Source organism: Mycolicibacterium litorale, assembly GCF_010731695.1.
GTDB lineage: Bacteria > Actinomycetota > Actinomycetes > Mycobacteriales > Mycobacteriaceae > Mycobacterium > Mycobacterium litorale.
Map to the genome: position 1 here is coordinate 4,604,399 of NZ_AP022586.1, position 22,304 is coordinate 4,626,702.

Here is a 22,304-nt window from a genome sequence, read left to right on the forward strand (position 1 = left end):
CTGCCTTGCTGCCTCATCCGCTGTCCTGTGCCGCGGCTGACGGCGCCGACGGGTGGGCTGGTCCGGGTCCATCGGATCAGCGCTCAAAGCCTAGTCGGCGACCGCGGTGCGGGTTATCCGTTCAGCGCATCATTCGCTCGCGACACGTGCGTGAATCGTCAGCAGCAGGTGGTCGAACTGGCTTTGGGTGGACGACGGCGCCGCGGGCAGCTCGCCGATCTCGGCGACCAGTTGCGCGGCGAGTGACCGCAGCTTCTTGTTGGTCTCCTGGGACCGCCACTGCAGCACGCGGAACGCCTGTTCGGCGCTGATCCGGTAGATCACCATCAGCGCGCCCTTGGCCTGTTCGATGACCGCCCGGGATTCGAACAGGCTGGGGAGCTGGTCGTCGAGCACCTCCTGGCGGACTTCGTCGAGGCTCGCGGTGAGATCGATGTAGTAGCCGGTCGACCCGATGACCGAGCCGCGGTCGTCGTACATCCGGTCGGCCACCACCAGCACGTCGTGCTCTTGACCGCGGGTGTCGATGAACCGGTGCCTGCTGGAGAAGGAGTCGCCGGTGTGCAGCGCGTGGTCGAGCAGATCCTGCACCAGCCGCAGATCGTCCGGGTGTTTGTGCGACAGCAGGAGTTCGGTGGTGGGTTCCACCGTGCCGGGTTCGTACCCGTGCATCCGGGCCACCTCGTCGGACCACTCCCAGCGCTGACCGACGAAGTAGAACTTGAAGCTCCCGATGTGCGACGGCTGACCGTCGGCGGCGCCGTCCCCGAAGCGCCTTCCCCCACCAGTACGTGGCATCAGCCGAGTATCTCACCGTTGTCCGGGGGCAGCTCGAAGTTGATCCGGTCCAGCAGCGCCGGGTAGCGGTTGGCCTCACGGTGCCGCCCGGGCTTTCCGCTGCTGACCACGCCTGCCGCCAGTCCACGCGCCGGATCGGCCCACACCGCGATGTCGACGAGTCCGGTGTGGCCGAACGCCGAAGGGGCGTTGCGGCCGAACGGCCCGAACCGGTTGGAGCCCAGCATGTATCCGGTGCCCCAGCGCAGCGGCATCAGACCGGTCGCGAGGTCGGGACGCAGGCGACGGCACTCACGAGTGGCCTCGCGCAGCGTCTCCGGCGACAGCACCCGGACCCCGTCGAGTTCACCACCGCGGCGCAGTAGTTCGGCGAATCGCGACAGTTCCTGCGCGGTCGACACCGTGCTCGACGACGGCACGACCCCGGTGAGGAACAGCGGGGTGTTGGTGAACGGGATGATCTGGTGCAACGTGCCGCCGACGGCTGTGCGGAACGCAGCGGCGATCGGCGGCGGAAGCGGTTTCCCGGTGGCGTGGCTGGGCGCGACGAGCGCGACGTCGTCCTCGGCGACACCGAAGTTGGTCCAGCGGAAGCCCAGTGGTTCGAGGATCTCGGCGGCGAGGATGTCGCGGATGTTGCGTCCCGTCGCCGCGGAGACGATCTCGCGTACCAGCGGTCCCCATGTCAGCGCGTGATAGATGTGCACCAAGCCGGGCCGGTACAGCGGGCGCAGGTCGCCGAGCATCGCTCGGGCGTAGTCGCTGTCGTTCATGCGCTTGAGGTTCGGCCGCTGCCCGGTGGGGAAGGGGACGCCGGCGCTGTGGGTCATGACGTGGCGGATCGTCGTGCGGTACTTGCCGTGGCTGGTGTAGTTCGGCAGGTACTCGCAGACCCGGTCGTCCAACGAGAAGTGACCCCGTTCGGCCAGCATGTGCACGACCGTCGTGGTGATCGCCTTGGCGGCGCTGTACACGCAGAAGGGGGTGTCGGGCGTGACCGGGATCTTCTCGGCGTCGGCGGGGTCGTCGGGCCCGTTGCCCCACCCGTGGCCGATCGCGCGGTTGAGGATGACCCGGCCGTGGCGGCGCAGACACACCTGGATCGCCGGATGCATGCCCGCGGAGTACCAGTGCCGCGCCGCCTGCCAGATGCGCTCGACGGCCGCGGGGTCGACGCCGCTGTGGTCTTCCGCACCGACGGTGGTGACCGCATCGAGGTCGTCCGGCACCCTGATGCGGCCCTCCGGCTTCTCGGTGCTGGTCATCGGGCAAGGGTAGGCCACAGGCAGATCGGCGGCCGAGCGATGAGTCAGGGCCTGTCACGGAGTCGTCATGACTGGAAAGAAAAGGAGGACCCTATGACCATCGACCATCTGCTGGCGGTCGTGCCGGTGTCCGATATGGACGAGAGCGGCCGCTGGTACTCATCGCTGTTCGGGCGGGCGGCGGACAACAACCCGATGCCGACGTTGCTGGAATGGCAGGTCAGGCCGGGTAGCTGGGTCCAGGTCTTCATCGACCCCGACCGTGCGGGGTCGGGTCTGCTCAACTTCGCCGTCGACGATCTGGATGGTCACCTCGCCGAGGTGGCGAGCCGCGGCATCGGGGCCGAGCCGATCGTCGACGCAGACAAGGGGGTGCGGTTGGCGACATTGACCGATCCCGACGGCAACACCCTGCGTCTCATCGGCGGGTTCCGCGTTCACTACTGACGGTCCGACACCCGGCCGACCAGGCTTGCGCGCACGCCGACCTGGGTACCTGCTAACGCATCGCCGCCGGAAGAGTCGCTTCCGGCGCATCTCCTGGTGGAGGTAGGGATGTCCCCGGAAGCGACAGACCAGGTGCGGGCGGACGAGTCGGCGGACGGCAAACTCAAACGCAAGATCACCGGACCGTTGCTGTACCTGTTCATCCTCGGTGACGTGCTGGGGGCGGGCATCTACGCGCTGATGGGCGTGCTCGCCGAGGACGTCGGCGGGGTGCTGTGGGCACCGCTGATCGTCGCCTTGCTGCTGGCACTGCTCACGGCCGGTTCCTACGCCGAGTTGGTGACCAAGTACCCGAAGGCCGGCGGCGCCGCCGTCTTCGCGGAGCGGGCGTTCAAGCAGCCCGCGGTGTCGTTCCTGGTCGGGTTCAGCATGCTGGCGGCCGGCGTGACCAGTGCGGCCGGCCTCGCACTGGCGTTCGCGGGTGATTACCTCTCCACGTTCATCGACGTGCCCGCCATCCCGGCCGCGATCGTGTTCCTGGCGCTCGTGGCGGCGCTGAACGCCAGGGGCATCAGCGAGTCGGTCAAGAGCAACGTGGTGATGACCGTCATCGAACTCAGTGGTCTGCTGATCGTCATCATCGCCGTCGCGGTGATGGTCGGCGGGGGCCGCGGTGAGGTGAGCCGGGTCGGGGAGTTCCCCGACGGCGCCACCCCCGCGCTGGCGATCCTGGCCGGCGCCATCGTCGCGTACTACTCGTTCGTCGGCTTCGAGACGTCGGCCAACGTCGCCGAGGAGATTCGCAATCCGAGCAAGGTGTATCCGACCGCGCTGTTCGGCGCGCTCATCACCGCAGGCGTGGTCTACGCCCTGGTCGGGATCGCCAGCGCGATCGCCCTGCCCGCCGACGAGCTGTCGCAATCGTCCGGCCCGCTGCTCGACGTGGTCGCGGCGGCCGGCGTCGGCGTGCCGGACTGGCTGTTCAGCGCCATCGCCCTGGTCGCCGTCGCCAACGGCGCACTGCTGACGATGATCATGTCCAGCCGCCTGACCTACGGAATGGCCGAGCACGGGCTGCTCCCCACGGTGCTGAGCAGGGTGTTGCCGCAGCGCAGGACGCCGTGGGTGGCGATCGTCGCGACGACTGTGGTGGCGATGCTGCTCACGCTCGTCGGGGAGCTGTCCACGCTGGCCGAGACCGTGGTGCTGCTGCTGCTCTTCGTGTTCATCTCCACCAACGTCGCGGTGCTGGTGCTGCGCCGGGATCGGGTCGACCACGACCACTTCCAGGTCTGGACGGCGGTGCCGGTGCTCGGGGTGGCCTCGTGCGTGCTGCTGATGACCCAGCAGACCGCCAAGGTGTGGTTGTTCGCGGCGATCATGCTGGTGGTGGGCGGCGTGCTCTACGCGGCGGCCCGCGCGGCCACCCGGCACGAGAAAGCGCCCGAGACGACAGGCAGGTAGTCCCGCAACGACGAAACCCCGCAGCCGGAGCTGCGGGGTTCTGTCGTGGTGAGACGTCTAGCTGATGCCGACGACCTCCTGTGCGATGGCTGCCAGCCGCGTCTGGGCGGCGGACACGACGCGCGAGCGGTTCTTGTGCGCTTCCTCCCACGCGACGATCGTCCGGATGTCCGACGGATCGGTGAGGTCCTTGACCTCGGCGACCGCCTCGGTGACCGTCAGCTCGTCGTAACCCTTGATCGGCAACTCGGAGGCGTCGAGCACGCCGGCGCCGTCACGAACGGAATGCAGGGCATCGGCGGCCCGGCCGGCACCCTCGTCGCGGGTGACCTTCTCCGCGGTCGCCAGCGCCGCGTCTCGCGAAGCGGTGATCGCCTTCGTCGCCACCTCGGTGACACGCGCGCCGCGGCTGACCAGGTCGTTGAAGGCCGGGCCGGTGCTGCGCAGCGCCTCGACCGTGCGGTCGACACCGCGGGTGGTCCAGGTCAGCGGCAGGTTGACCGCCTTGACCGCGACGCCGGTCGCCGCCTGCAGCGGGGTACGGCGCAGCGCGGCAGGCCCACCGAGGGCGTCCTCGGCCAGCACCGTGGTCAGCCAGTCCACCGTCGCGGAGTGCGCGGTGATCAGACGGTCGGCCAGGGCCTGCACGTCAGGCTGCTTGGCGGCGACGGCCAGTGCCTTGAGGTAGCGCGACCGGTCGAGGAGCTGGTCCTCGAGGGCCAGGTCGCCCAGCAGCGCCTCGTCGAACGGTTCGGCCTGCTCGGTCAGCGCCTTCACGGCGGCTGCGGCACGGCCGAAGAACGGCCCGATGACATCGGGGTATCCGCCGAGATCGCGGATCGTGGTCTCGATCGCCTCGGCGCGGTCGCGTCCGTTGGAGGCGTTCTGCTGCAACTCCGTGCGGACCGCCTCTGTACGGGCCTGCGCGATCCGAGTCTCGGCGACCTGGATCTCGGTGTTGGTGAGGTCGAGTATCGCCCGCAACTGTGCGAGCAACTTCGTGGTATCTGCGGTAGTCAAGTTTCGCTCCCTGTTCGCGTTGACTTCTTTCCTGTCGGCGCTCGGGTGCACCACGAGTTGGGTTGCCCCCGTGGGAGACGAGTAATCGCCATTCGGCCCGATGTGACGTAGCTCATTGTCGGCTCATTGCCGCTGATCTTTGAGTTCGCACGAAAATGGCATGCGCTACGCAACGGCGCCCATAACGATTTGATATCCATCCGCATCACGATCAATTAAGGATGGGCGGCGAACTCTGAGAAACTGTGGCCGACAAGGCGTTCATTGCCAGGATGAGGCTGATTTCGAGAGGCAGATCACGTCCCTTTCGTGTAACGCCGACGACGGGTGCCGTCGCGCCCTGGCAACACCCGATTCGCTCGAATTTCGTTCGGGTACTTTCGCTTCTGGGCGGGGAAAGCGCTATCGACAGCGCACGAATTCACCAGATCCGAAGAGGGAAGTGATCATGAAATTCAGTGGTAATGGTGCTCGCCGGGGGATCGCCGGTGTGTTCGCCGGTTGCCTGTTCGGCGGTGTGGCCGCAGCAACCATTGCGGCCCCGACGGCGTCGGCGGCGGTGGACTGCTCGGCCAGCGGAGTGGCCAACACGGTCAGCAGCGTGACCGGTTCGGCTCGCCAGTACCTGGCCGCTCATCCGGGCGCCAATCAGGTGGTGACCGCGGCGATGAACCAGCCCCGCCCGCAGGCGGAGGCCAACATCCGCGGCTACTTCACGGCCAACACGCAGGAGTACTACGAACTGCGCGGGATCCTGGCGCCCATCGGCGAGACGCAGCGTCAGTGCAACGTGAGCGTGCTGCCCGCCGATCTGGCGTCGGCCTACGACCAGTTCATGGCCGGCTGACACGCAGTACCCCCGACGGCCCGTCGTCGCGATTCGGTCGCGGCGGCGGGCCGTCGCACTGCGCGTAGCGGTTTGAGGTCGCCGCTCGTGGGTAACAAATAGCCCATCACCTGCAGCGAGACGCAGCATGAATAGGAGACCTCCGATGGGCGAGCGCGTTTCAGCACCAGCCGACGCGACCACCGAGGCGATCGCCACCACCGCGTTGTTCCTCAACTTCACCGCGGTCATCGCACTCGCGGTATCCCTTGCCAGCCTTGGCACCTCGGATACGGCGGTCGCGGCCGCCGCCGGTGTGATCGCCGTCCTCAGCTTCGCCGCCAGCATCCTCTGCTTCAGCGCGCAGGCCCGCGAGCGCCAGCGTCAGGAAATGGCCTCCGCGCAAGTACCCGCCACCACCTAGAGCGCTGACGCCGTGTTGACCGCGGTCTACTTCGGGCTCGCGGCGTCGAGCGCACTCGTGATGGGCGCGCTGGCCGGGGTGCGGTGGAGCCCGCCGAAGCGGGTCACCGGCGTCCTGCTCGCCTTCGCCAGCGGCGCCCTGATCTCGGCGCTGACCTTCGAACTCTTCGAGGAGGCGTTCGCGATGGCCGGCGGCTGGCACGCCGGCCTCGGATTGCTCGCCGGCGCAGCGGCATTCGTCATCGCCGACACCCTGCTCGACAAGTACGTGTCCGGGCGGGCGGATCCGGACGCCCGTGAGGTCGCGGCCTCTGGTGCCCGCCGCGGCGTCGGCCTGGCTCTGCTCGCGGCCGTCACACTCGACGGCGTCCCGGAGAACGTGGCGCTCGGCGTCTCGCTGGTCGGCGGCGCGTCGCTGTCCCTGCTCGCGGCGATCTTCTTCTCGAACCTGCCCGAATCGCTGGTCGGCGCCGTCGCGATGCGTAACTCCGGGATGTCCGGGCGCACAGTGGTTTCCACGTGGTTGGCATGTGCGGTGCTGTTGGCGGCGGCCGTCGTGCTCGGCCGGGCGACCGCGGGTGGGCTCAGCGAGGACGTCCTCGCACTGGCGTTGGCCTTCGCCGGCGGCGCCGTCCTGGCCTCGCTGGCCGACACCTTGATGCCCGAGGCGTTCGAACACGGCCGACCGCTCAACGCTTTCGCCACAGCGGGTGGTTTTTTCCTGTCCTTCATGCTCGCCGCCTGATCACGGCGGCGGACTCAACAGGTCAGGGCCGCGGACCTTTCGCGTTGCCGAGCATCGGGGTCAGCTGACCGAGTATCTCCAGTGGACCGGGCGGCGGGGGCGGCGGCGGGCAGGCGGTGCCGCACGCACTCAACTGCCACGTCTGGCAGTCGTTGGTGGTGAAGCTCGCGTCGGTCGGTTCGATCCGCACCGACGCCGGCTTCTTGGTCAGCGCGTTGTCGAGCAGCTTGCCGTCCGCGCCGACCCGTTTCCAGTAGCACGCCGTCTCGGCGGGCGCCGCCGCCGTGTACGTGCCGGGCATGATGTCGACGCCCACCTTGTACGTGCCGTCCTTGTCGATCGTCGACGCGGGGGCGGGCGGCGCCGGGGGCGGCGGCGCCGGTTCCGGGTCCGCGAGGGCTGGGGCCGCCACGGCCACTGCCACCGCGGCGGAGGCCAGAGCGCCCGCAGCGAACCGGAGTGACTTCATGCCGGGCATCGTACCTCTAGCCAAGCTAAGCGTCGGCCTGCCGTGTGATTCAGATCACGATCGAGCCGCCGTGGTGATCGCCGTCTCGGCTCGCGGAGAGGCCGCTGCTATCAGCGTTTAAATCCCCTAAGGTTCCTGTTTATACTGGCTAAGTTTTTAGCGGAGCGGAGAAGGAGCGAGGTGCCCACAGTGGCCATGAGCTGCAGTGACGGGGTCGCAATCACGTCATGGCGGGTGCCCTCGACGGGTCGCGGTTTCGCACCCGGCACGCCTTTGAGAGAAGATGCGGCCATCAGGTGTGGCACGGCCGTGCTCCGCGTGGCCGGTTGACCGAGACGACGAGCCAGCGACTGTCGGGGAAATAGAAATGTTGAGTGTCGCCAAAAAGGCGTGGATACCCATCGTTGTACTGGTCGTGGTGCTGATCGCGGGCTTCACCGTGCACCGCATCCGCGGCTTCTTCGGATCCGACGGCATCACCGTCACCCCACGAGTCTTCGCCGACGATCCGGAGCCGTTCGACCCCAAGGTCGTCCGCTACGAGATCTCGGGATCCGGCAGCTACGCCAACATCAACTACCTCGATCTCGATGCGAAACCGCAGCGGCTCGACAACACAGCAATCCCCTGGGGGATCACGCTGGAGACCACTGAGGCCTCCGCTGCCCCCAACATCGTCGCCCAAGGCGACGGCGATTCGATCACGTGCCGAATCACCGTCGACGGCGAAGTGAAAGACGAGAGGACCGCGACCGGCGTGAACGCCCTGACCTACTGCTTCGTGAAGTCCGCATGAGCGCGCCCACGACCGACGCGCCCACCGACGCGTTCCCGCCGCAGAAGCCCCAGCGCCGTCCATTCATCCCCAGGACGATCCGCGCGCTCGCCGTGCCGATCATCCTCATCTGGATCGCGATCATCGCGGTCCTCAACGTGATCGTGCCGCAGCTCGAAGACGTCGGTCAGATGCGTGCGGTCTCGATGAGCCCGCACGACGCCCCGGCGATGATCTCCATGCAGCGCGTCGGTGAGGTCTTCGAAGAGGGCGACTCCGACAGCAACGTCATGATCGTGCTCGAGGGCGAAGAGCCGCTCGGCGACGCCGCGCACGCGTTCTACGACCAGATGATCGACAAGCTCGAAGCCGACCCGAAGCACGTGCAGTCGGTGCAGGACTTCTGGAGCGATCCGATGACCGCGTCGGGATCCCAGAGCAACGACGGCAAGGCCGCCTACGTTCAGGTGAAGCTGGCCGGTAACCAGGGCGAGTCGCTGGCCAACGAGTCGGTGGAAGCCGTCCAGACCATCGTTGGAAGCCTCGAGCCGCCGCCGGGCGTCAAGGCTTTCGTGACCGGTCCGGCCGCGCTGGCCGCCGACCAGCACATCGCAGGCGACCGCAGCATGCGGCTGATCGAGATGGTCACGTTCACGGTCATCATCGTGATGCTGCTGCTCGTCTACCGGTCGATCGTCACCGTGCTGCTGATGCTCGTCTCCGTCGTCCTGTCGCTGGCGGCGGCCCGCGGTGTGGTGTCGTTCCTCGGCTATCACGAGATCATCGGGCTCTCGACCTTCGCGACGAACCTCCTGGTCACCCTGGCGATCGCGGCCGCGACCGACTACGCGATCTTCCTGATCGGCCGATATCAGGAAGCGCGGGGTCTCGGCGAGGACAAAGAGACCGCGTTCTACACGATGTTCCACGGCACCGCGCACGTCGTGGTCGGTTCCGGTCTCACCATCGCCGGCGCCACGTTCTGCCTCAGCTTCACCCGGCTGCCGTACTTCCAGACCCTCGGTGTTCCGCTGGCGATCGGCATGGTCGTCGTGGTGCTCACCTCGCTGACGCTCGGTGCCGCGATCATCACCGTCGCCAGCAAGTTCGGCCTGCTCGAGCCCAAGCGTGCGATGCGGGTCCGCGGCTGGCGCAAGATCGGCGCCGCGACCGTGCGCTGGCCCGGGCCGATCCTGATCGCCACCATCGCGCTGTCGCTGGTCGGTCTGCTCACGCTGCCCGGGTACCGGACCAACTACAACGACCGCAACTACCTGCCCGCGGATCTGCCGGCCAACGAAGGCTACGCGGCGGCGGATCGCCACTTCTCCAATGCCCGGATGAATCCCGAGCTGCTGATGATCGAGACCGACCACGATCTGCGCAACTCGGCGGACTTCCTGGTCATCAACAAGATCTCGAAGGCGATCTTCGGGGTCGAGGGCATCTCCAGGGTGCAGTCCATCACCCGCCCGGACGGCAAGCCCATCTCGAATACGTCGATCCCGTTCCTGATCGGTATGCAGGGCACCCAGCAGAAGCTCACCGAGAAGTACAACGAGGGCCTCACGGCTCAGATGCTCAAACAGGCCGACGACATGCAGACGACCATCGACAACATGGAGACGATGCAGGGCATCACCGTCCAGATGGCCGCCACCACGCACAGCATGGTCACCAAGATGAAGGACATGACCGTCGACGTCGAGGAATTGCGCGACCACATCGCGAATTTCGACGACTTCTTCCGGCCGATCCGCAACTACTTCTACTGGGAACCCCACTGCTACAACATCCCGGTCTGCTTCGCGATCCGGTCGGTGTTCGACACCCTCGACGGCATCAACGTGATGACCGACGACATCAAGGCGATCATCCCGGACATGGAACGCCTCGACACGCTCATGCCGCAGATGGTTGCGCTGATGCCGAAGATGATCGAGACGATGAAGACCATGAAGGTCATGATGCTGAACATGTATTCCACCCAGAAGGGGATGCAGGATCAGGCGACCGCGATGCAGGGCGACACGACCGTCATGGGTGAGGCGTTCGACGCGTCGATGAACGACGACTCGTTCTATCTGCCGCCCGAGGTGTTCGACAACGCGGACTTCAAACGCGGTATGGAGCAGTTCATCTCGCCCGACGGCAAGTCCGTGCGCTTCATCATCAGCCATGACGGTGATCCGCTGACCCCCGAGGGCATCGCCAAGATCGACAAGATCGAGACCGCGGCCAAGGAGGCCATCAAGGGCACCCCACTGGAAGGGTCGACGATCTACCTCGGCGGTAGCGCCGCGATGTTCAAGGACATGAACGACGGCAACACCTACGACCTGCTGATCGCCGCAATCGCTTCGCTCGCACTGATTTTCATCATCATGCTGCTCATCACCCGAAGCGTGGTCGCCTCGGCGGTGATCGTCGGCACGGTGGTGTTGTCGCTGGGCGCCTCGTTCGGCTTGTCAGTCCTCATCTGGCAGCACATCATCGGCATCGAACTGCACTGGATGGTGATGGCGATGTCGGTCATCATCCTGCTGGCGGTCGGCGCGGACTACAACCTGCTCCTCGTCTCCCGACTCAAAGAGGAGATACACGCAGGCCTGCGGACCGGCATCATCCGGGCCATGGGTGGCAGCGGTTCGGTGGTGACCGCGGCGGGTCTGGTGTTCGCGTTCACGATGATCTCGATGGCGGTCAGTGAGCTGACGGTGATCGCCCAGGTGGGTACCACGATCGGCCTGGGTCTGCTGTTCGACACCCTGGTCATCCGCGCCTTCATGACGCCGTCGATCGCGGCGCTGCTGGGCAAGTGGTTCTGGTGGCCGCAGCGGGTGCGCAACCAGCCGGTGCCGTCGCCATGGCCGTCGGTGCCGCCGCCGCCGCGGGCGCCGGAACCGGTACCGGCACCCTGATGAGCTGACGGAGGTCGGCGCGCTACGACAGCAGCGCGCCGACCTTCTCTGCTATCGCGGCCCCGAGATCCCGGTTGTTCTGCTCGGTGAAGTGGATGCCGTCGACGCCGTCGGTGCTGACGACCGAACCGGCGTCGAAGAAGTCGACCTTCATGAACGACGCCAGCGCGGAGTACGCCTCCGGCAGTGCGGCGGTCTTGTCCCGGGCGCCGGCGAAGATCAGCGAGAACCACGGGTGGGGCATCGAAGCGAGCGGTGGCGGCGCGACGACGAGCACCCGCGGCGCGGGATAGATGGTGCCGACACCGCCCGCGCTCGTGAGCACCTGGGTCACCAGGACGCCCATGCCCATCGCGATGTCCAGCGGTTCGCGGTGGAAGTACGCCTTGGTGTCGTTGGTGCCGAGCATGATCACCACCAGGTCGAGCGGCAGGTGGCTGGCCAGGCAGGACGGAAGGTAGGCCGAAGCGTTCAGGCGCGGATCGCCGGGGTCGTCGGCGGTGGTGGTGCGGGCGCTGAGGCCCTCCTCGATGATCTCGTAGTCCGAACCGAGCTCGTCGGCGAGGATTCCGGTCCACCGCACGTCGCGCGGATAGCGCTCGGTGGGCACCCCGTCCTCGACCGGAACCCATCCCCAGGTCAGCGAGTCACCGAAGCACAGAACACGTTTGACGGCCATGCGACGACCGTAGCGCCGAGGCGGTGCACCGGACGGGATTATCGATGCGGGTTACCCTCGTGGAGTCGACGAGAGGGGCAGACCTGTGGCCGGGAGAACGATCGTCATCACCGGCGCCAGTGACGGTGTCGGCGCCGCGGCGGCCAAGCGGTTGACCCGCAGCGGTGAGAACGTCGTGGTGGTGGGGCGCTCACCGCAGAAGACCGCGGCCGTCGCGCAACCGTTGGGCGCGGATTCCTTCGTCGCCGATTTCGCCGATCTGGCGCAGGTGCGTGAGCTGGCACGGCGACTGCTCGAGACCTATCCGCGGATCGACGTACTGGCCAACAACGCCGGCGGGATGATGAACACCCGCGAGACCACGGTGGACGGATTCGAGAAGACCTTCCAGGTCAACCATCTGGCGCCGATGCTGCTGACGACGCTGCTGCTCGACCGGCTCGTGGAGTCCGGTGCGTCGGTGCTCAACACCTCGAGCATGGCCAACAAGTTCGCGCGGGTGGGCTTCGACGATCTCGACGCGGTGCAGAACCAGAACGGATCGCTGGCCTACGGCACGTCGAAGCTGGCGAACATCCTGTTCACCAAGGAACTGCACCGCCGCTATCACGGGGCCGGGATCTCCACGGCCGCATTCCATCCCGGGCCGGTGGCCTCGAACTTCAGCGCGGAGGTCGACAACCCGCTGTTCGGGGTGCTCTACCGCAGCCCGCTGCGCCACGTCGCGCTGATCGGGACCGAGCAGGGCAGCGACGAACTGGTGTGGCTGGCCTCGGCCGAGCCGGGCGTGGACTGGCAGTCGGGGGAGTACTACTACAAGCACAAAGTGGCCCGGGCGAACAAGATCGCCGACGATGCCCGCGCCGCCGAGCGGCTGTGGGACGGCAGCCTCGAACTGCTGGGTGCGAAGGCGATGTCATGACGGTTTCGGTGGTGGACAACGGACCCGGTCAGGTGAGCCGGGCTGTCGAGGTCGACGCGCCGGTGGGCGAGGTGTTCGCGCTCGTCGCCGACCCGCGGCGCCACCACGAGTTCGACGGGTCCGGCACGGTGGGCGCGAACATCGATGCACCGACGAATCTGGTTGCCGGGTCCCGATTCTCGACGAAGATGCGAATGTTCGGGGTTCCGTACCGGATCACGAGCACGGTCACCGCGCTCAATCCGGATCGGCTCGTCGAGTGGCGGCATCCCTTCGGGCACCACTGGCGGTTCGAGTTCGAGGAGATCTCGCCGACGCGGACACGGGTCACCGAGACCTTCGACTACCGGGACACCAGGGCGGTCAAGGACGCGCTGCACTACTACGAGCGGACCGGCTTCGCCAAGCGCAATGCCGACGGTATCGAGGAGACGCTGCGGCGGCTGCACGACCGGTTCGCCTGAGTCAGCGGGCGGACTGTTCTCTGCGGGTGCGGGGCGCTGGTTCTGGAAGAGGTTCGGTGGCAGCGGGATTCAGCGCGTCGAACATCAGGCTGAGGTAGCGGCGGCGCATCGCCCGGGGCTGGTTCATCGCGACCGAGGCGGTGGTGACCATCGCCACGAAGGTCGCGACGTCGTCGGAGGTGAGGTCGGGGCGGAGTTCGCCGGTCGCCTGCGCCTGCATGATCATGTCGTCGAACTGATCGCGGTCCCGGGTGAACAGTTGGGCGGTGAGTTCGGCGAGGTCGCCGATGGAGGCCAGTAGCGGACGCTGCCGGAACATCACCTCCTCGAGGTGGGCGAGCGCATCGATGAACGCGGCGCGCGGTGCGTCCCGGCCCAGCGCGAGGATGGCGGGTTTGATGTCGGTGACGACGATGTCCTCGTAGACGGCGGCGGCCAGGGCGCGGCGGTTCGGAAAATGCCGGTAGAGCGTGGCATTCGCGACACCGGCGGCCTCGGCCACCTGACTGAGGGTCGCGTTGTCGCCGTCGCGGCCGAACACCTCGCGCGCTGCGGCGACGATACGGTGGACGTTGGCGAATGCGTCCGAGCGCCGGGTGCGCGAAGTCACGCAAGAAATGATAGCGCGCTCCCAGATAGTTACCGTGTCGATGTGGGCGCGCGTTCGCGTAACGCCGGGGCGGAGATCCGGCCCGACAATCGCCGCAGCGTCACGTAAATCCGGCTATTGAGCGCCTGCGGTCTGGGCCGACACCGCCTCGACCGCATCGGCCACGGCGTCCGGGGCGTCGAGTGCCACGAAGGTGCTCGCGTGCGGCACCTCGACCATCGTCGCGTCCGGGAACGCCGCTGCCAGCCGGCGGCCGAGCGCCGGCGTGAAGCACCGATCCCGCATCCCCCACACCACCCGCACCGGTCCGGTGAACCCCGGCAGCTGACGTCCCACCTCCATGAGATCGGTTGTGGCGATGTGGCGTAGCAGCGAGGCGAGGTTCGCCCGGATGCGCGGATCGGTCTGGCACGGCCGCACCCACGACGCGGTCAACTCCGGTCGCGGCCGGCAGAGCAACCCGTATCCGAACGGGGAGTGCCGCAACGCGCGCACCCGCATCGACTCCATCAGCAGCTTGATCGACCACTGACCGCGCAGCATCGCGAACACCACGTTGAACGGGAACGGCGGGAACTTGTCGAACGCGTCGCAGTTGGTGAGCACCAAGCGGTCGACGAGCCCGGGATAGGCCGTCACCGCCAGCTGGCAGATGGCACCGCCCGTGTCGTTTCCGACGAGCGTGACCTCACGCAGATCGAGCGCGGTGATGACATCACGGACCATCTCCGCCACGGCCGCCGGCGACAGCTCGGCGTCGACCGGAATGCGGTGCGACCCGAGCGGCCAGTCGGGCAGGATGCAGCGAAAGCCTCTCGCCGCCAACATCGCTGCGGCGGGATCCCAGAGCCGGTGGTCGACCAGCGCGCCGTGGACGAACAACACGGGCGGCTGCGCGGAAGTCTCGGGCCCGACGGCGCGGTACGTCAAGGCCGCGGTCGGCAAGGTCAGCGTCGGCATGTCGGATACCCTTCGTCGGGAAACTTACGAACACCTCGTACGAAAGTTACGTGCAGACTGTATGAAAGTCAACGATCGGTCGGCGACGCAGCGCCCGGCCCGGCGCACGCAGGCCCAGCGCACCGCCGAGACCAGGTCCCGGCTCATGGCGGCCGGGCGCCGGTTGTTCGCGCAGCTGCCCTTCGCGGAGGTGTCCACCCAGGCGATCGTCGACGCGGCCGGCGTCACCCGAGGCGCGCTGTACCACCAATTCGCCGACAAGGCGGCGTTGTTCGAGGCCGTGTACGAGGAGGTCGAACAGCAACTGGTGGCCGAGCTGGCCGCCGACATCGCCGCGCAGGCGCCCTCGGATCCGTTGGCGGCGATGCGGGCGGGCGCCCGGTTGTTCCTGCAGCGGTGCGCGGCTCCCGACATCCACCGCATCGCACTGCTCAACGCGCCCGCGGTGCTCGGATGGCAACGCTGGCGCGAGATCGGTGTCGAGTACGGCCTCGGTGTCATCGAGGCGCTGCTGACTCAGGCCATCGACGAACAGGCGATCCCTCCGCAGCCGGTGCGGCCGACCGCGCACATGGTGTTGGGCGCACTCGACGAGGCCGCGCTGTACATCTCTCGCGCAGAAGACGCCGACCGGGCGCGCGAGGAGATGTACGCGGTGTGTGACCGACTGATCGACGGGATCGCCGGCCGGTTCACCGGTGGCGGATCACCGCAGTGACACTCGTTCGCATCGGTTCGGTAACTGCTCAGAATCCACGTTTGAGGAGCGGCGGGCGTTCATTAGGTTCCTCGTACAAGATCATTTCCCAGAGGTCGGAGATCCCTTCGTGCGGAACGAAAGTCGTTTTGCCACAACGGTGGTGGCGGCAGCCGCACTGATGTCGGTGGGTGGCCAGGTGACCGCGGGGCCCGTGGCGGCGCAGCCCAGCCCGGGCGTGCCGTGCCTGGCCATGGTGCAGGAGTTCGCGGCGTCCCCGCCCGACCTCGAGCAGTCGCTGAACAGTGCGGCCGCGGTGCTGGCGGAGCAGGCCGCACCGCCGTCAGAGAGCGTGCCCGCCGCTCCGGTCGAGGCGATGTCCGTGCCGGTCGAGGCACCGCCGGCGGCGCCCGCACCGGTTCCGGCGGCCGAGGCGCCCGCGGCGGTCCTCGTCGAGTCCGCAGGCGCCGCAGCGCCCGTCCCGCCGGTGCCCGCACCCGTCGCGCCCGCGGTGCCGCTCGCCGCAGGCCTACCGCCGATCGCGCCGCCGCCGGTCCCGGCGGTGGCGATCCCCGCACCGCCGGCCGCGCCGGTCGCGCCGTTGTCGGCGCCCGCCCCTCCGCCGGTGCCCGAGGCTCCGATTCCCGTTCCACCCCCGGCGCCCGAAGCGATCGCCCCGCCCGCCGCACCCGCCGCGCCGATCGCACAGCAGGCCGAGGAAGCGCCGACCCCGCCACCGATTGCGGACGCGCCGCCGCCACCGGAAACGCCGGCTCCGCCGCCACCGGCAGCAGAACCTCCGCCCGCACCGGTCGAGGCGCCGGTCGCAGCCCCCGTCGAGCAGGCGTCTGCGCCCTTGCCCCCGCCGGTCGACGCCGCACAGGCGGCCGGCGCGGCGGCTTCCGCCCTCACCGCACCGCCCGCCACCGCGCCGCCGGCGATCACGTTGCCGACGGTGCCCGGTCTTCCCGTGCAGCTACCCAGCGAGCTGTCGATGCCCCGCGACCTCGTCTGCGAAGGCACCGCCTTCTAGTCAGAACGTCTGGTCAAGGAAGTCGCCCAACGCTCGCCAGGCCCGTTCCGCCACCACCGGGTGGTACTGGATGCCGCGCTCGGGCTGATCGGCGAACGGCGCCATGAACGCATGCTTCGCGCCGCCGTACGCATGCAACTGCCAATCGGCTCCCCGTGCGGTGAGCTCCTGTCCGAGTGCCACCACGTCCTCCGGCGGCGCGAGCGGATCGTCCCACCCGTGATGCACCGCCACCCGCGCCGGGACCGGCCCGTCGGCGGCCCACTCCGGCGCGGTCAGCAAGCCGTGGAAACTCACCACCGCTCGCAGCGGATGACCCGCCCGCGCCACGTCGAGCACGCACAGGCCGCCGAAGCAGAACCCGATCGCCGCGACCGCGTCCCGGTCCACGTCGGGCACTGCGGTCAGTGCGGCGAGCACCGCCGACAGCCGTTCGGCCAATGCGGCGCGGTCGCCGAGGAACGCCGTCATCTCCTCGGCGCACCGCTGCGCACCACCGGCGCTGACCGCCTCACCGAACAGGTCGACGGCAATCGCCTGATAGCCCCACTGCGTGAGCCGCTCGGCGATCGCGAGCTGGGCGTCGCTGCGGCCCTCCATCCCGTGGAACACCAACACCGTTGCCGGCGACGGTTCCCGCTCCTCCGGCTGGATCAGCACGTGGTCGAAGGTGAGGTCGCCGATCGAGCGGCGCAGCGAAACCGTCGTCATGCCGCCGACGCTGCCAGATCGGCCGTGATCACGGCGGTTGTTCGCCTTCGGCGTAGCCGCCGCGGACCGGTGCAGGTGTGAGAAGCCGCGCTCGGGGTAATCCACGCCGGATATGACTGCCGCACGCACCCGACCTGATCAGCAATCCCTCGTCGAAACGCAGCGCGTCGTGCGCGCGGTCGGCGACGCCTTCGCCGCCAAGGTGGTCGGTCAGCTCAACCTGCGCGAATCGTTGCTGATCGGCCTCCTGACCGGTGGTCACGTGCTGATCGAAAGTGTGCCGGGCCTGGCGAAGACCACGGCCGCGCGGGTCATCGCCGCCGCGATCGACGGCGAGTTCCAGCGCATCCAGTGCACGCCGGACCTGTTGCCCAGCGACATCATCGGCACGCAGATCTACGAGTCCGCCACCAACCGGTTCGTCACCCAACTCGGGCCGGTGCACGCCAACATCGTGCTGCTCGACGAGATCAACAGGTCCAGCGCCAAGACCCAGAGCGCCATGCTCGAGGCGATGGAGGAACGCCAGACGACCATCGCCGGTCAGGTCTACCCGCTGCCCGAACCGTTTTTGGTCATCGCCACCCAGAACCCTGTCGACCAAGAGGGCACCTACCCGCTCTCCGAGGCGCAGACCGACCGCTTCATGATCAAGGACCTGCTGGAGTACCCGTCGGTGGACGAGGAAGTCGAGGTGATGGCGCGCATCGACGCCGGCATCTACGACGCCGACCATCACAGCGCCCCGGTCGTCGGTCTCGCGGACGTGCGGCGCGCGCAGCAGGTGGTGCGGCACGTCCACCTGGACCGCGTGCTCGTGCAGTACGCGAGTCGCCTGGTCGAGGTGACCCGTCGCCCCGACAAGTTCTTGCCGCAGCAGATCGCGCGGTTCGTCTCCTACGGCGCGAGCCCGCGTGCCACGATTGCGCTCTGCCAGGCCGCCCGCGCCCGTGCGGTGCTGGCCGGCCGCGGGCACGTGCTGCCCGAGGACGTCGCCGCGGTCACCCACCGGGTGCTGCGCCACCGGTTGATCCTCGGCTTCGAAGCCGCCAGCGCCGACGTCACCGCCGACCGTGTCGTCGATGCGGTACTGCAGGCTGTGCGGGTGCCCTGAGCCCGTGGGCACGCATCTCAACCGGGCCAGAGCCCACTTCGGCAAGGACACCCGAGGTCTGCTCGACGGCGGACGTTATGCGCTGTTGCACACGCGCAGTTTGGAATTCGACGATCTGCGCCCGTACGTTCCCGGCGACGACGTCCGCGACATCGACTGGAAAGCCTCCGCCCGCTCGGGCAGCGTGCTGATCAAACGGTTCGTCTCCGAGAAGCACCACAAGATCCTGCTGGTCGCCGACGCCGGCCGGAACATGTCCGCGCTGGCGGCGAGCGGTGAGTGCAAACGCGATGTCGCCGCCTATGCGATGGGCGCGATCGGCCTGATCACCATGAACCGCTCCGACGAGGTCGGCATGGTCCTCGGCGATGCGCGCGGGTGCGCGAACGTCCCCGCCCGCCGCGGGGAGAACCACATCGAGAGCCTGCTGCACCGGTGGTACACGCACAGCCTCGCCGATCCGGGCCCCAGTGACATCACTTCCCAACTCGAATACGTGGCAACGCATTACGGCCACAGCCGGCTGATCGTCGTGGTGTCCGACCAACCCGACACGACCCCGCGCCTCGACGAGATGCTGGGCCGGCTGGCCGCCCGCCACGACATCATGTGGCTCATGGTGTCAGACCTCTCGCCGATCGGCGGGCCCGAAGACGCCGACGGCTACGACGTCTCGACCGGCAAGGTCGTCCTCAACGGCGCCACGCTCGGCAGGCGCGTCGTCGCCGCGTATCGCCGCGCTGAGAAGGCCCGACTGCGCCGGCTCGACGCGCTGCTGACCCGGCACGCCGTTCCGTACGCGACCCTGTCCGGTAGCAGTGACATCCGCCGTGAACTGGTCGCGCTCACCGAGGTGCTCGCCCGTGCGGGATGAGCTGCTTCGGCATGTGATCGGTCCGACCCCGTACTCCGGCTGGTGGCTGTGGGTGGCGATCCTGCTGATCCTCCTCGTGATCGTCTGGTACGCCGTGGTTTTCGTGGCGACGCTGCCCTCCGACAAGCTTCGGGGGCGTCCGGTCGTGGGCACCCTGCACGCCCGGCTGCTGCAGCGTCGCTACGCCCGCCGGATCGCCGACATCACCGCCGACCACGAGGCGGGACGGTTGACCGCCGCCGAAGCCTGCGCGGGCATCAGCCGCACCCTGCGCAGCTTCCTGCACCAGTCGACCGGGGTGCGCGCGCAGTACATGCAGATCGATGCCCTGGCGGAGAGCAGGGTGGGTGCCGCCGTCCCCGTGCTGGCCGAGCTGGGTGACGTGCAGTTCAGCGACGCAACAGCCGGTGACGTCGGACGGCTGGGCGCGCGCGCACAGGAGCTGGTCCGCACATGGACCTGAGATGGTGGCCGATCGCGGTGATCGGATTGCTGGCGCTGCTGGGGTGTTTCGCCATGGCGGTTCTCCTGCCGCTGGCACCGGACCGGCGCAGGCTGCGGCCGCTGGCCAACATCGCCAGGCTGATCCGGCTCCCGGAATACGCCCGCGCCGCCCGGCTTCGGTCGGTGTCCACCGTCGCCACGCTGGTGCTGCTGGTCGTGCTGTTCGGTGCGGCCGCGGCCGCCGCCGCCCGGCCGACCGGTGCCGACGACGCGTTCGAACGCATCCATCCCGAAGACCTGATGCTGTGCGTCGCATCGCCGGTGACCGATCCCGCCACCGGCGCGCTGTTACGGCACTACGCCCAGCAGGCCGCGACCTATCAGACCCAGCGCATCGGGCTGACGTCGGTGAACTCCCGCGTCGTCCCGCTCACCCGCGACTACCAGTACGCCGCCGGACGGTTCGGCGACTTCGCCCGGGCGTCCGAGGTGGCCGACCCCGATCCCGGCCTGCTCGGCCAGTTCGCCGCACCGATCACCTACACCGACTACGCGGCCGGCGTCGACGACGTCTTGTCCCTCTGCCTCACCGGGTTCCCGGGCTTCGACCAGAAGAGTGCCCACCGGCGTTCGATGGTCTATCTCGGGCCGCCGGTGCTGCGCGCCGCGGACGAACAGCGCCCCGCCCTCTTCGACGCCCAGCAGGTCGCCGACCTCGCCGACGCCGCGGGCGCCCAGATCAACGTCGTCACCTCCGGTGAGGATGCGGCGCTGCGCACGCTGGCCGACCGGACCGGCGGGGAATTCACCATCGCCACAACCGAATCCGCGGTGCGGGACGCGCTGGCGGAGATCGACAGCCGACCCGTCCCTCTCGTGCTCGACGACGGGACCCGGGTGACCGGTCAGACACAGGACGCGCCCGTGCCGCTGCTGGCCGTCGTGCTGGTCGCGACCGCGCTGCTGAGTGTGACGCTGGTGGTGCTGCGACGATGACGTTCGAACCGATCATCCCGTTCGCGATCTTCGCCGTCGTCGCGGTCGCTCTGGTCGCCGCCCGGCTGGTGACGCTGCGGCAGGCCCTCGCGGCGACGGGCGCTCACCGTAGACGCGCGTTGGCCCGCTGGGCGGCAATGACACTCGTGGTCACGCTGCTGCTGCTGGCCTGCACCCGGCCGGCGTTCACCGCGACGGATGACGACACGGGCGACCGCGGCAGCGGTGCGAACACCAACGTGTTCGTGCTGCTCGACCGGACCGTCGATGCGCGCTCCGACATCGACGCGCTGCTCGAACGATATCCCCAGGCGCGCTTCGCGGTGATCACGTTCGCACCGGGGCCGGCGCTGACCTGGCCGCTCTCCCAGGACGTGTGGAGTCTGGCACCCGCGATCGACGCCATGGTCCCCCTGCCCCCCGGCGACCCGGACCGCTCGGACGCCGCCGCCCCCGGAAACATCCTGCGGTACCAGCTGATCCAGGCCACCCAGCAGTACCCCGGCTCCCAGAATCTGGTGGTGTACGCCGGCGCCGGAGCCCCGGGGGCACCGGACACCCGCTCGAGCATCGACGTGCCCGCCGATTCGGTCAGCGGGGGAGCGGTGCTCGGCCATCCCGCCGACGGTGCGATCGACGAGGCCACCCTGCGTCGCATCGCCGACGATCTCGGCGTGCCCTATCTCGACCGACGGGCCGGCGGTGACCTACCCGCCCTCGAGACGAGCCCGGACGCCGCCGAGGCCACCGAACCCGTCGCCGCCGGCGCGCGGACCGAACTGTACTGGCTGCTCTGCCTGATCGCCGCGATCCTGCTCCTCGGCGAGATCTGGCTCAGCGTGCGGGAATTGCGCCAGAGCCGGGTGGCCCGACGGGATGTGCTGTCGTGATGCGCCGCCGAAGCGGACCGGTGCCGTCGAGACTACGGATGCGGCGGCGCCTGCTGATCTGGAGCGCACCCCTGGCCCTGGTGGTCGGCCTGGTCGCGGTCAAACTGCTGTCGGTGGTGTTCGCCGGCGGCGCCGCGGTGCGCGACTACGCCGACGGGGATGCCGACGCGCTCGCGACCGATGCGGCCGTCCTCGGCATCGCCAACATCGTCGAACCTGCGAAAGCGTCGTTCATACAAGGCCTCTCGGCCGTGCTCGAACGCCGGCTCGACGACGCCGACGCGCTGTTCGCCGAATCGCTGGCCCGCACCCCGGACGATCTGTCCTGCCCCGTGCGGGTCAACCTCGCGCTGGTCCGGGAACGCCGCGCCGACGACGCGGCGTTCATCGGCAGGAATGCCGACGCCCGCGACCTCTACACCCAGGCACTGGACATCGTCGCGCGGGCACCGGCGAACTGCTTCGTGGGGAACACCGACCCCGATGAGCAACGCCGCGCCGTGCGGGCCGACACCGCGCCGCGGCTACAGGCGAAGATCGACGGGTTGCGGAACGCGCCGCCCATCGCGCCGCCGCCACCCCCGCCGCCGCCACCACCCCCGCCGCCGCCACCCCCGCCCGCCGGTGCGCCCGGTGACGCCGACGCCGAACCCGACGCCCCCCGCCAGCTCAATCCGCGCGGGGCCGACCCGCTCGACCGGTTACGGCAGATCCTGCGGGATTCCGCCGGCTGAGCGCAGTGTGTGAAGTCGCCCGA

General features: G+C 68.6%; 25 protein-coding genes. 17 read left to right on the plus strand and 8 right to left on the minus strand.

What is annotated here, in order from left to right:
- Window positions 1–129: 129 nt before the first annotated feature.
- Window positions 130–798 (minus strand): PAS and ANTAR domain-containing protein, encoded by a 669-nt coding sequence (locus G6N30_RS21925; RefSeq protein WP_134061063.1) that lies wholly within the window; start codon window positions 796–798, stop codon window positions 130–132.
- Window positions 798–2,063 carry a lipase LipE gene (gene lipE / locus G6N30_RS21930; RefSeq protein WP_179965513.1) on the minus strand — a complete coding sequence of 422 codons (1,266 nt, stop codon included), beginning with the start codon at window positions 2,061–2,063 and terminating at the stop codon, window positions 798–800. Before lipE ends, G6N30_RS21925 begins: the two co-directional genes overlap by 1 nt.
- A 93-nt stretch (window positions 2,064–2,156) precedes the next feature.
- On the opposite strand from lipE, the gene G6N30_RS21935 reads away from it, so the two are divergent.
- Window positions 2,157–2,510 carry a VOC family protein gene (locus G6N30_RS21935; protein ID WP_134061061.1) on the plus strand — a complete coding sequence of 118 codons (354 nt, stop codon included), beginning with the start codon at window positions 2,157–2,159 and terminating at the stop codon, window positions 2,508–2,510.
- Between the two features lie 108 nt (window positions 2,511–2,618).
- A complete protein-coding gene (locus tag G6N30_RS21940) occupies window positions 2,619–3,974 on the plus strand; it encodes an APC family permease (protein ID WP_134061060.1) in 1,356 nt (451 codons plus the stop codon).
- A 57-nt stretch (window positions 3,975–4,031) separates the two neighbouring features.
- On the opposite strand, the gene G6N30_RS21945 is transcribed toward G6N30_RS21940, so the two are convergent.
- Window positions 4,032–4,994 carry a ferritin-like domain-containing protein gene (locus tag G6N30_RS21945; protein WP_134061059.1) on the minus strand — a complete coding sequence of 321 codons (963 nt, stop codon included), beginning with the start codon at window positions 4,992–4,994 and terminating at the stop codon, window positions 4,032–4,034.
- A gap of 448 nt (window positions 4,995–5,442) precedes the next feature.
- On the opposite strand from G6N30_RS21945, the gene G6N30_RS21950 reads away from it, so the two are divergent.
- The 3 genes from G6N30_RS21950 (at window position 5,443) to G6N30_RS21960 (ending at window position 6,988) form a co-directional block, all read left to right on the plus strand.
- Window positions 5,443–5,841 (plus strand): heme-binding protein, encoded by a 399-nt coding sequence (locus G6N30_RS21950; RefSeq protein ID WP_134061058.1) that lies wholly within the window; start codon window positions 5,443–5,445, stop codon window positions 5,839–5,841.
- 145 nt (window positions 5,842–5,986) lie between these two features.
- Window positions 5,987–6,244, plus strand: coding sequence for a hypothetical protein (locus G6N30_RS21955; RefSeq protein ID WP_134061057.1), 258 nt, complete (start codon window positions 5,987–5,989; stop codon window positions 6,242–6,244).
- 12 nt (window positions 6,245–6,256) lie between these two features.
- A complete protein-coding gene (locus G6N30_RS21960) occupies window positions 6,257–6,988 on the plus strand; it encodes a ZIP family metal transporter (protein ID WP_134061056.1) in 732 nt (243 codons plus the stop codon).
- 22 nt (window positions 6,989–7,010) lie between these two features.
- Here the strand turns inward: G6N30_RS21960 and G6N30_RS21965 are convergent, their stop codons facing one another.
- Window positions 7,011–7,457, minus strand: a complete 447-nt coding sequence (locus G6N30_RS21965) for an Rv1352/Rv1906c domain-containing protein (protein ID WP_134061055.1) — start codon at window positions 7,455–7,457, stop codon at window positions 7,011–7,013.
- Window positions 7,458–7,824: 367 nt separating this feature from the next.
- Between G6N30_RS21965 and G6N30_RS21970 the strand changes: the two genes are divergently transcribed.
- Window positions 7,825–8,253, plus strand: a complete 429-nt coding sequence (locus G6N30_RS21970; RefSeq protein ID WP_134061054.1) for an MmpS family transport accessory protein — start codon at window positions 7,825–7,827, stop codon at window positions 8,251–8,253.
- A complete protein-coding gene (locus tag G6N30_RS21975) occupies window positions 8,250–11,153 on the plus strand; it encodes an MMPL/RND family transporter (protein WP_134061053.1) in 2,904 nt (967 codons plus the stop codon). Before G6N30_RS21970 ends, G6N30_RS21975 begins: the two co-directional genes overlap by 4 nt.
- 22 nt (window positions 11,154–11,175) lie before the next feature.
- Here G6N30_RS21975 and G6N30_RS21980 read toward each other — a convergent pair whose 3' ends face one another.
- Entirely contained in the window at window positions 11,176–11,832 is a 657-nt protein-coding gene (locus tag G6N30_RS21980; protein ID WP_134061052.1) for an SGNH/GDSL hydrolase family protein, read from the minus strand.
- Between the two features lie 85 nt (window positions 11,833–11,917).
- Between G6N30_RS21980 and G6N30_RS21985 the strand changes: the two genes are divergently transcribed.
- Window positions 11,918–12,754: an SDR family NAD(P)-dependent oxidoreductase gene (locus G6N30_RS21985; RefSeq protein WP_134061051.1), complete on the plus strand. Its 837-nt coding sequence runs from the start codon at window positions 11,918–11,920 to the stop codon at window positions 12,752–12,754.
- Complete coding sequence (locus G6N30_RS21990; protein WP_134061050.1) at window positions 12,751–13,218, plus strand: SRPBCC family protein; 468 nt, start codon at window positions 12,751–12,753, stop codon at window positions 13,216–13,218. The genes G6N30_RS21985 and G6N30_RS21990 overlap by 4 nt, the downstream gene beginning before the upstream one ends.
- A gap of 1 nt (window position 13,219) precedes the next feature.
- Here G6N30_RS21990 and G6N30_RS21995 read toward each other — a convergent pair whose 3' ends face one another.
- On the minus strand, window positions 13,220–13,828 hold the full coding sequence (locus G6N30_RS21995) for a TetR/AcrR family transcriptional regulator (RefSeq protein WP_134061049.1): 609 nt from the start codon (window positions 13,826–13,828) through the stop codon (window positions 13,220–13,222).
- A 114-nt stretch (window positions 13,829–13,942) separates the two neighbouring features.
- A complete protein-coding gene (locus tag G6N30_RS22000) occupies window positions 13,943–14,788 on the minus strand; it encodes an alpha/beta fold hydrolase (RefSeq protein ID WP_134061048.1) in 846 nt (281 codons plus the stop codon).
- A 61-nt stretch (window positions 14,789–14,849) separates the two neighbouring features.
- Between G6N30_RS22000 and G6N30_RS22005 the strand changes: the two genes are divergently transcribed.
- Window positions 14,850–15,506, plus strand: a complete 657-nt coding sequence (locus G6N30_RS22005) for a TetR/AcrR family transcriptional regulator (protein WP_134061047.1) — start codon at window positions 14,850–14,852, stop codon at window positions 15,504–15,506.
- Window positions 15,507–15,684: 178 nt separating this feature from the next.
- Window positions 15,685–16,518, plus strand: a complete 834-nt coding sequence (locus G6N30_RS22010) for a hypothetical protein (RefSeq protein ID WP_234880380.1) — start codon at window positions 15,685–15,687, stop codon at window positions 16,516–16,518.
- Here G6N30_RS22010 and G6N30_RS22015 read toward each other — a convergent pair whose 3' ends face one another.
- Entirely contained in the window at window positions 16,519–17,229 is a 711-nt protein-coding gene (locus G6N30_RS22015; RefSeq protein ID WP_134061046.1) for a dienelactone hydrolase family protein, read from the minus strand.
- 112 nt (window positions 17,230–17,341) lie between these two features.
- On the opposite strand from G6N30_RS22015, the gene G6N30_RS22020 reads away from it, so the two are divergent.
- From G6N30_RS22020 to G6N30_RS22045, 6 genes are read left to right on the plus strand one after another with little or no spacing between them, the layout of a single operon-like run.
- Window positions 17,342–18,343 (plus strand): AAA family ATPase, encoded by a 1,002-nt coding sequence (locus G6N30_RS22020; RefSeq protein ID WP_134061045.1) that lies wholly within the window; start codon window positions 17,342–17,344, stop codon window positions 18,341–18,343.
- A gap of 4 nt (window positions 18,344–18,347) precedes the next feature.
- Window positions 18,348–19,217, plus strand: a complete 870-nt coding sequence (locus G6N30_RS22025; RefSeq protein WP_134061044.1) for a DUF58 domain-containing protein — start codon at window positions 18,348–18,350, stop codon at window positions 19,215–19,217.
- Window positions 19,207–19,680: a hypothetical protein gene (locus tag G6N30_RS22030; protein ID WP_134061043.1), complete on the plus strand. Its 474-nt coding sequence runs from the start codon at window positions 19,207–19,209 to the stop codon at window positions 19,678–19,680. The genes G6N30_RS22025 and G6N30_RS22030 overlap by 11 nt, the downstream gene beginning before the upstream one ends.
- A complete protein-coding gene (locus tag G6N30_RS22035) occupies window positions 19,671–20,657 on the plus strand; it encodes a vWA domain-containing protein (protein WP_134061042.1) in 987 nt (328 codons plus the stop codon). The genes G6N30_RS22030 and G6N30_RS22035 overlap by 10 nt, the downstream gene beginning before the upstream one ends.
- Window positions 20,654–21,547, plus strand: a complete 894-nt coding sequence (locus tag G6N30_RS22040) for a hypothetical protein (protein WP_134061041.1) — start codon at window positions 20,654–20,656, stop codon at window positions 21,545–21,547. Before G6N30_RS22035 ends, G6N30_RS22040 begins: the two co-directional genes overlap by 4 nt.
- Window positions 21,547–22,281 carry a hypothetical protein gene (locus G6N30_RS22045; RefSeq protein WP_163687956.1) on the plus strand — a complete coding sequence of 245 codons (735 nt, stop codon included), beginning with the start codon at window positions 21,547–21,549 and terminating at the stop codon, window positions 22,279–22,281. Before G6N30_RS22040 ends, G6N30_RS22045 begins: the two co-directional genes overlap by 1 nt.
- Window positions 22,282–22,304: the final 23 nt, after the last annotated feature.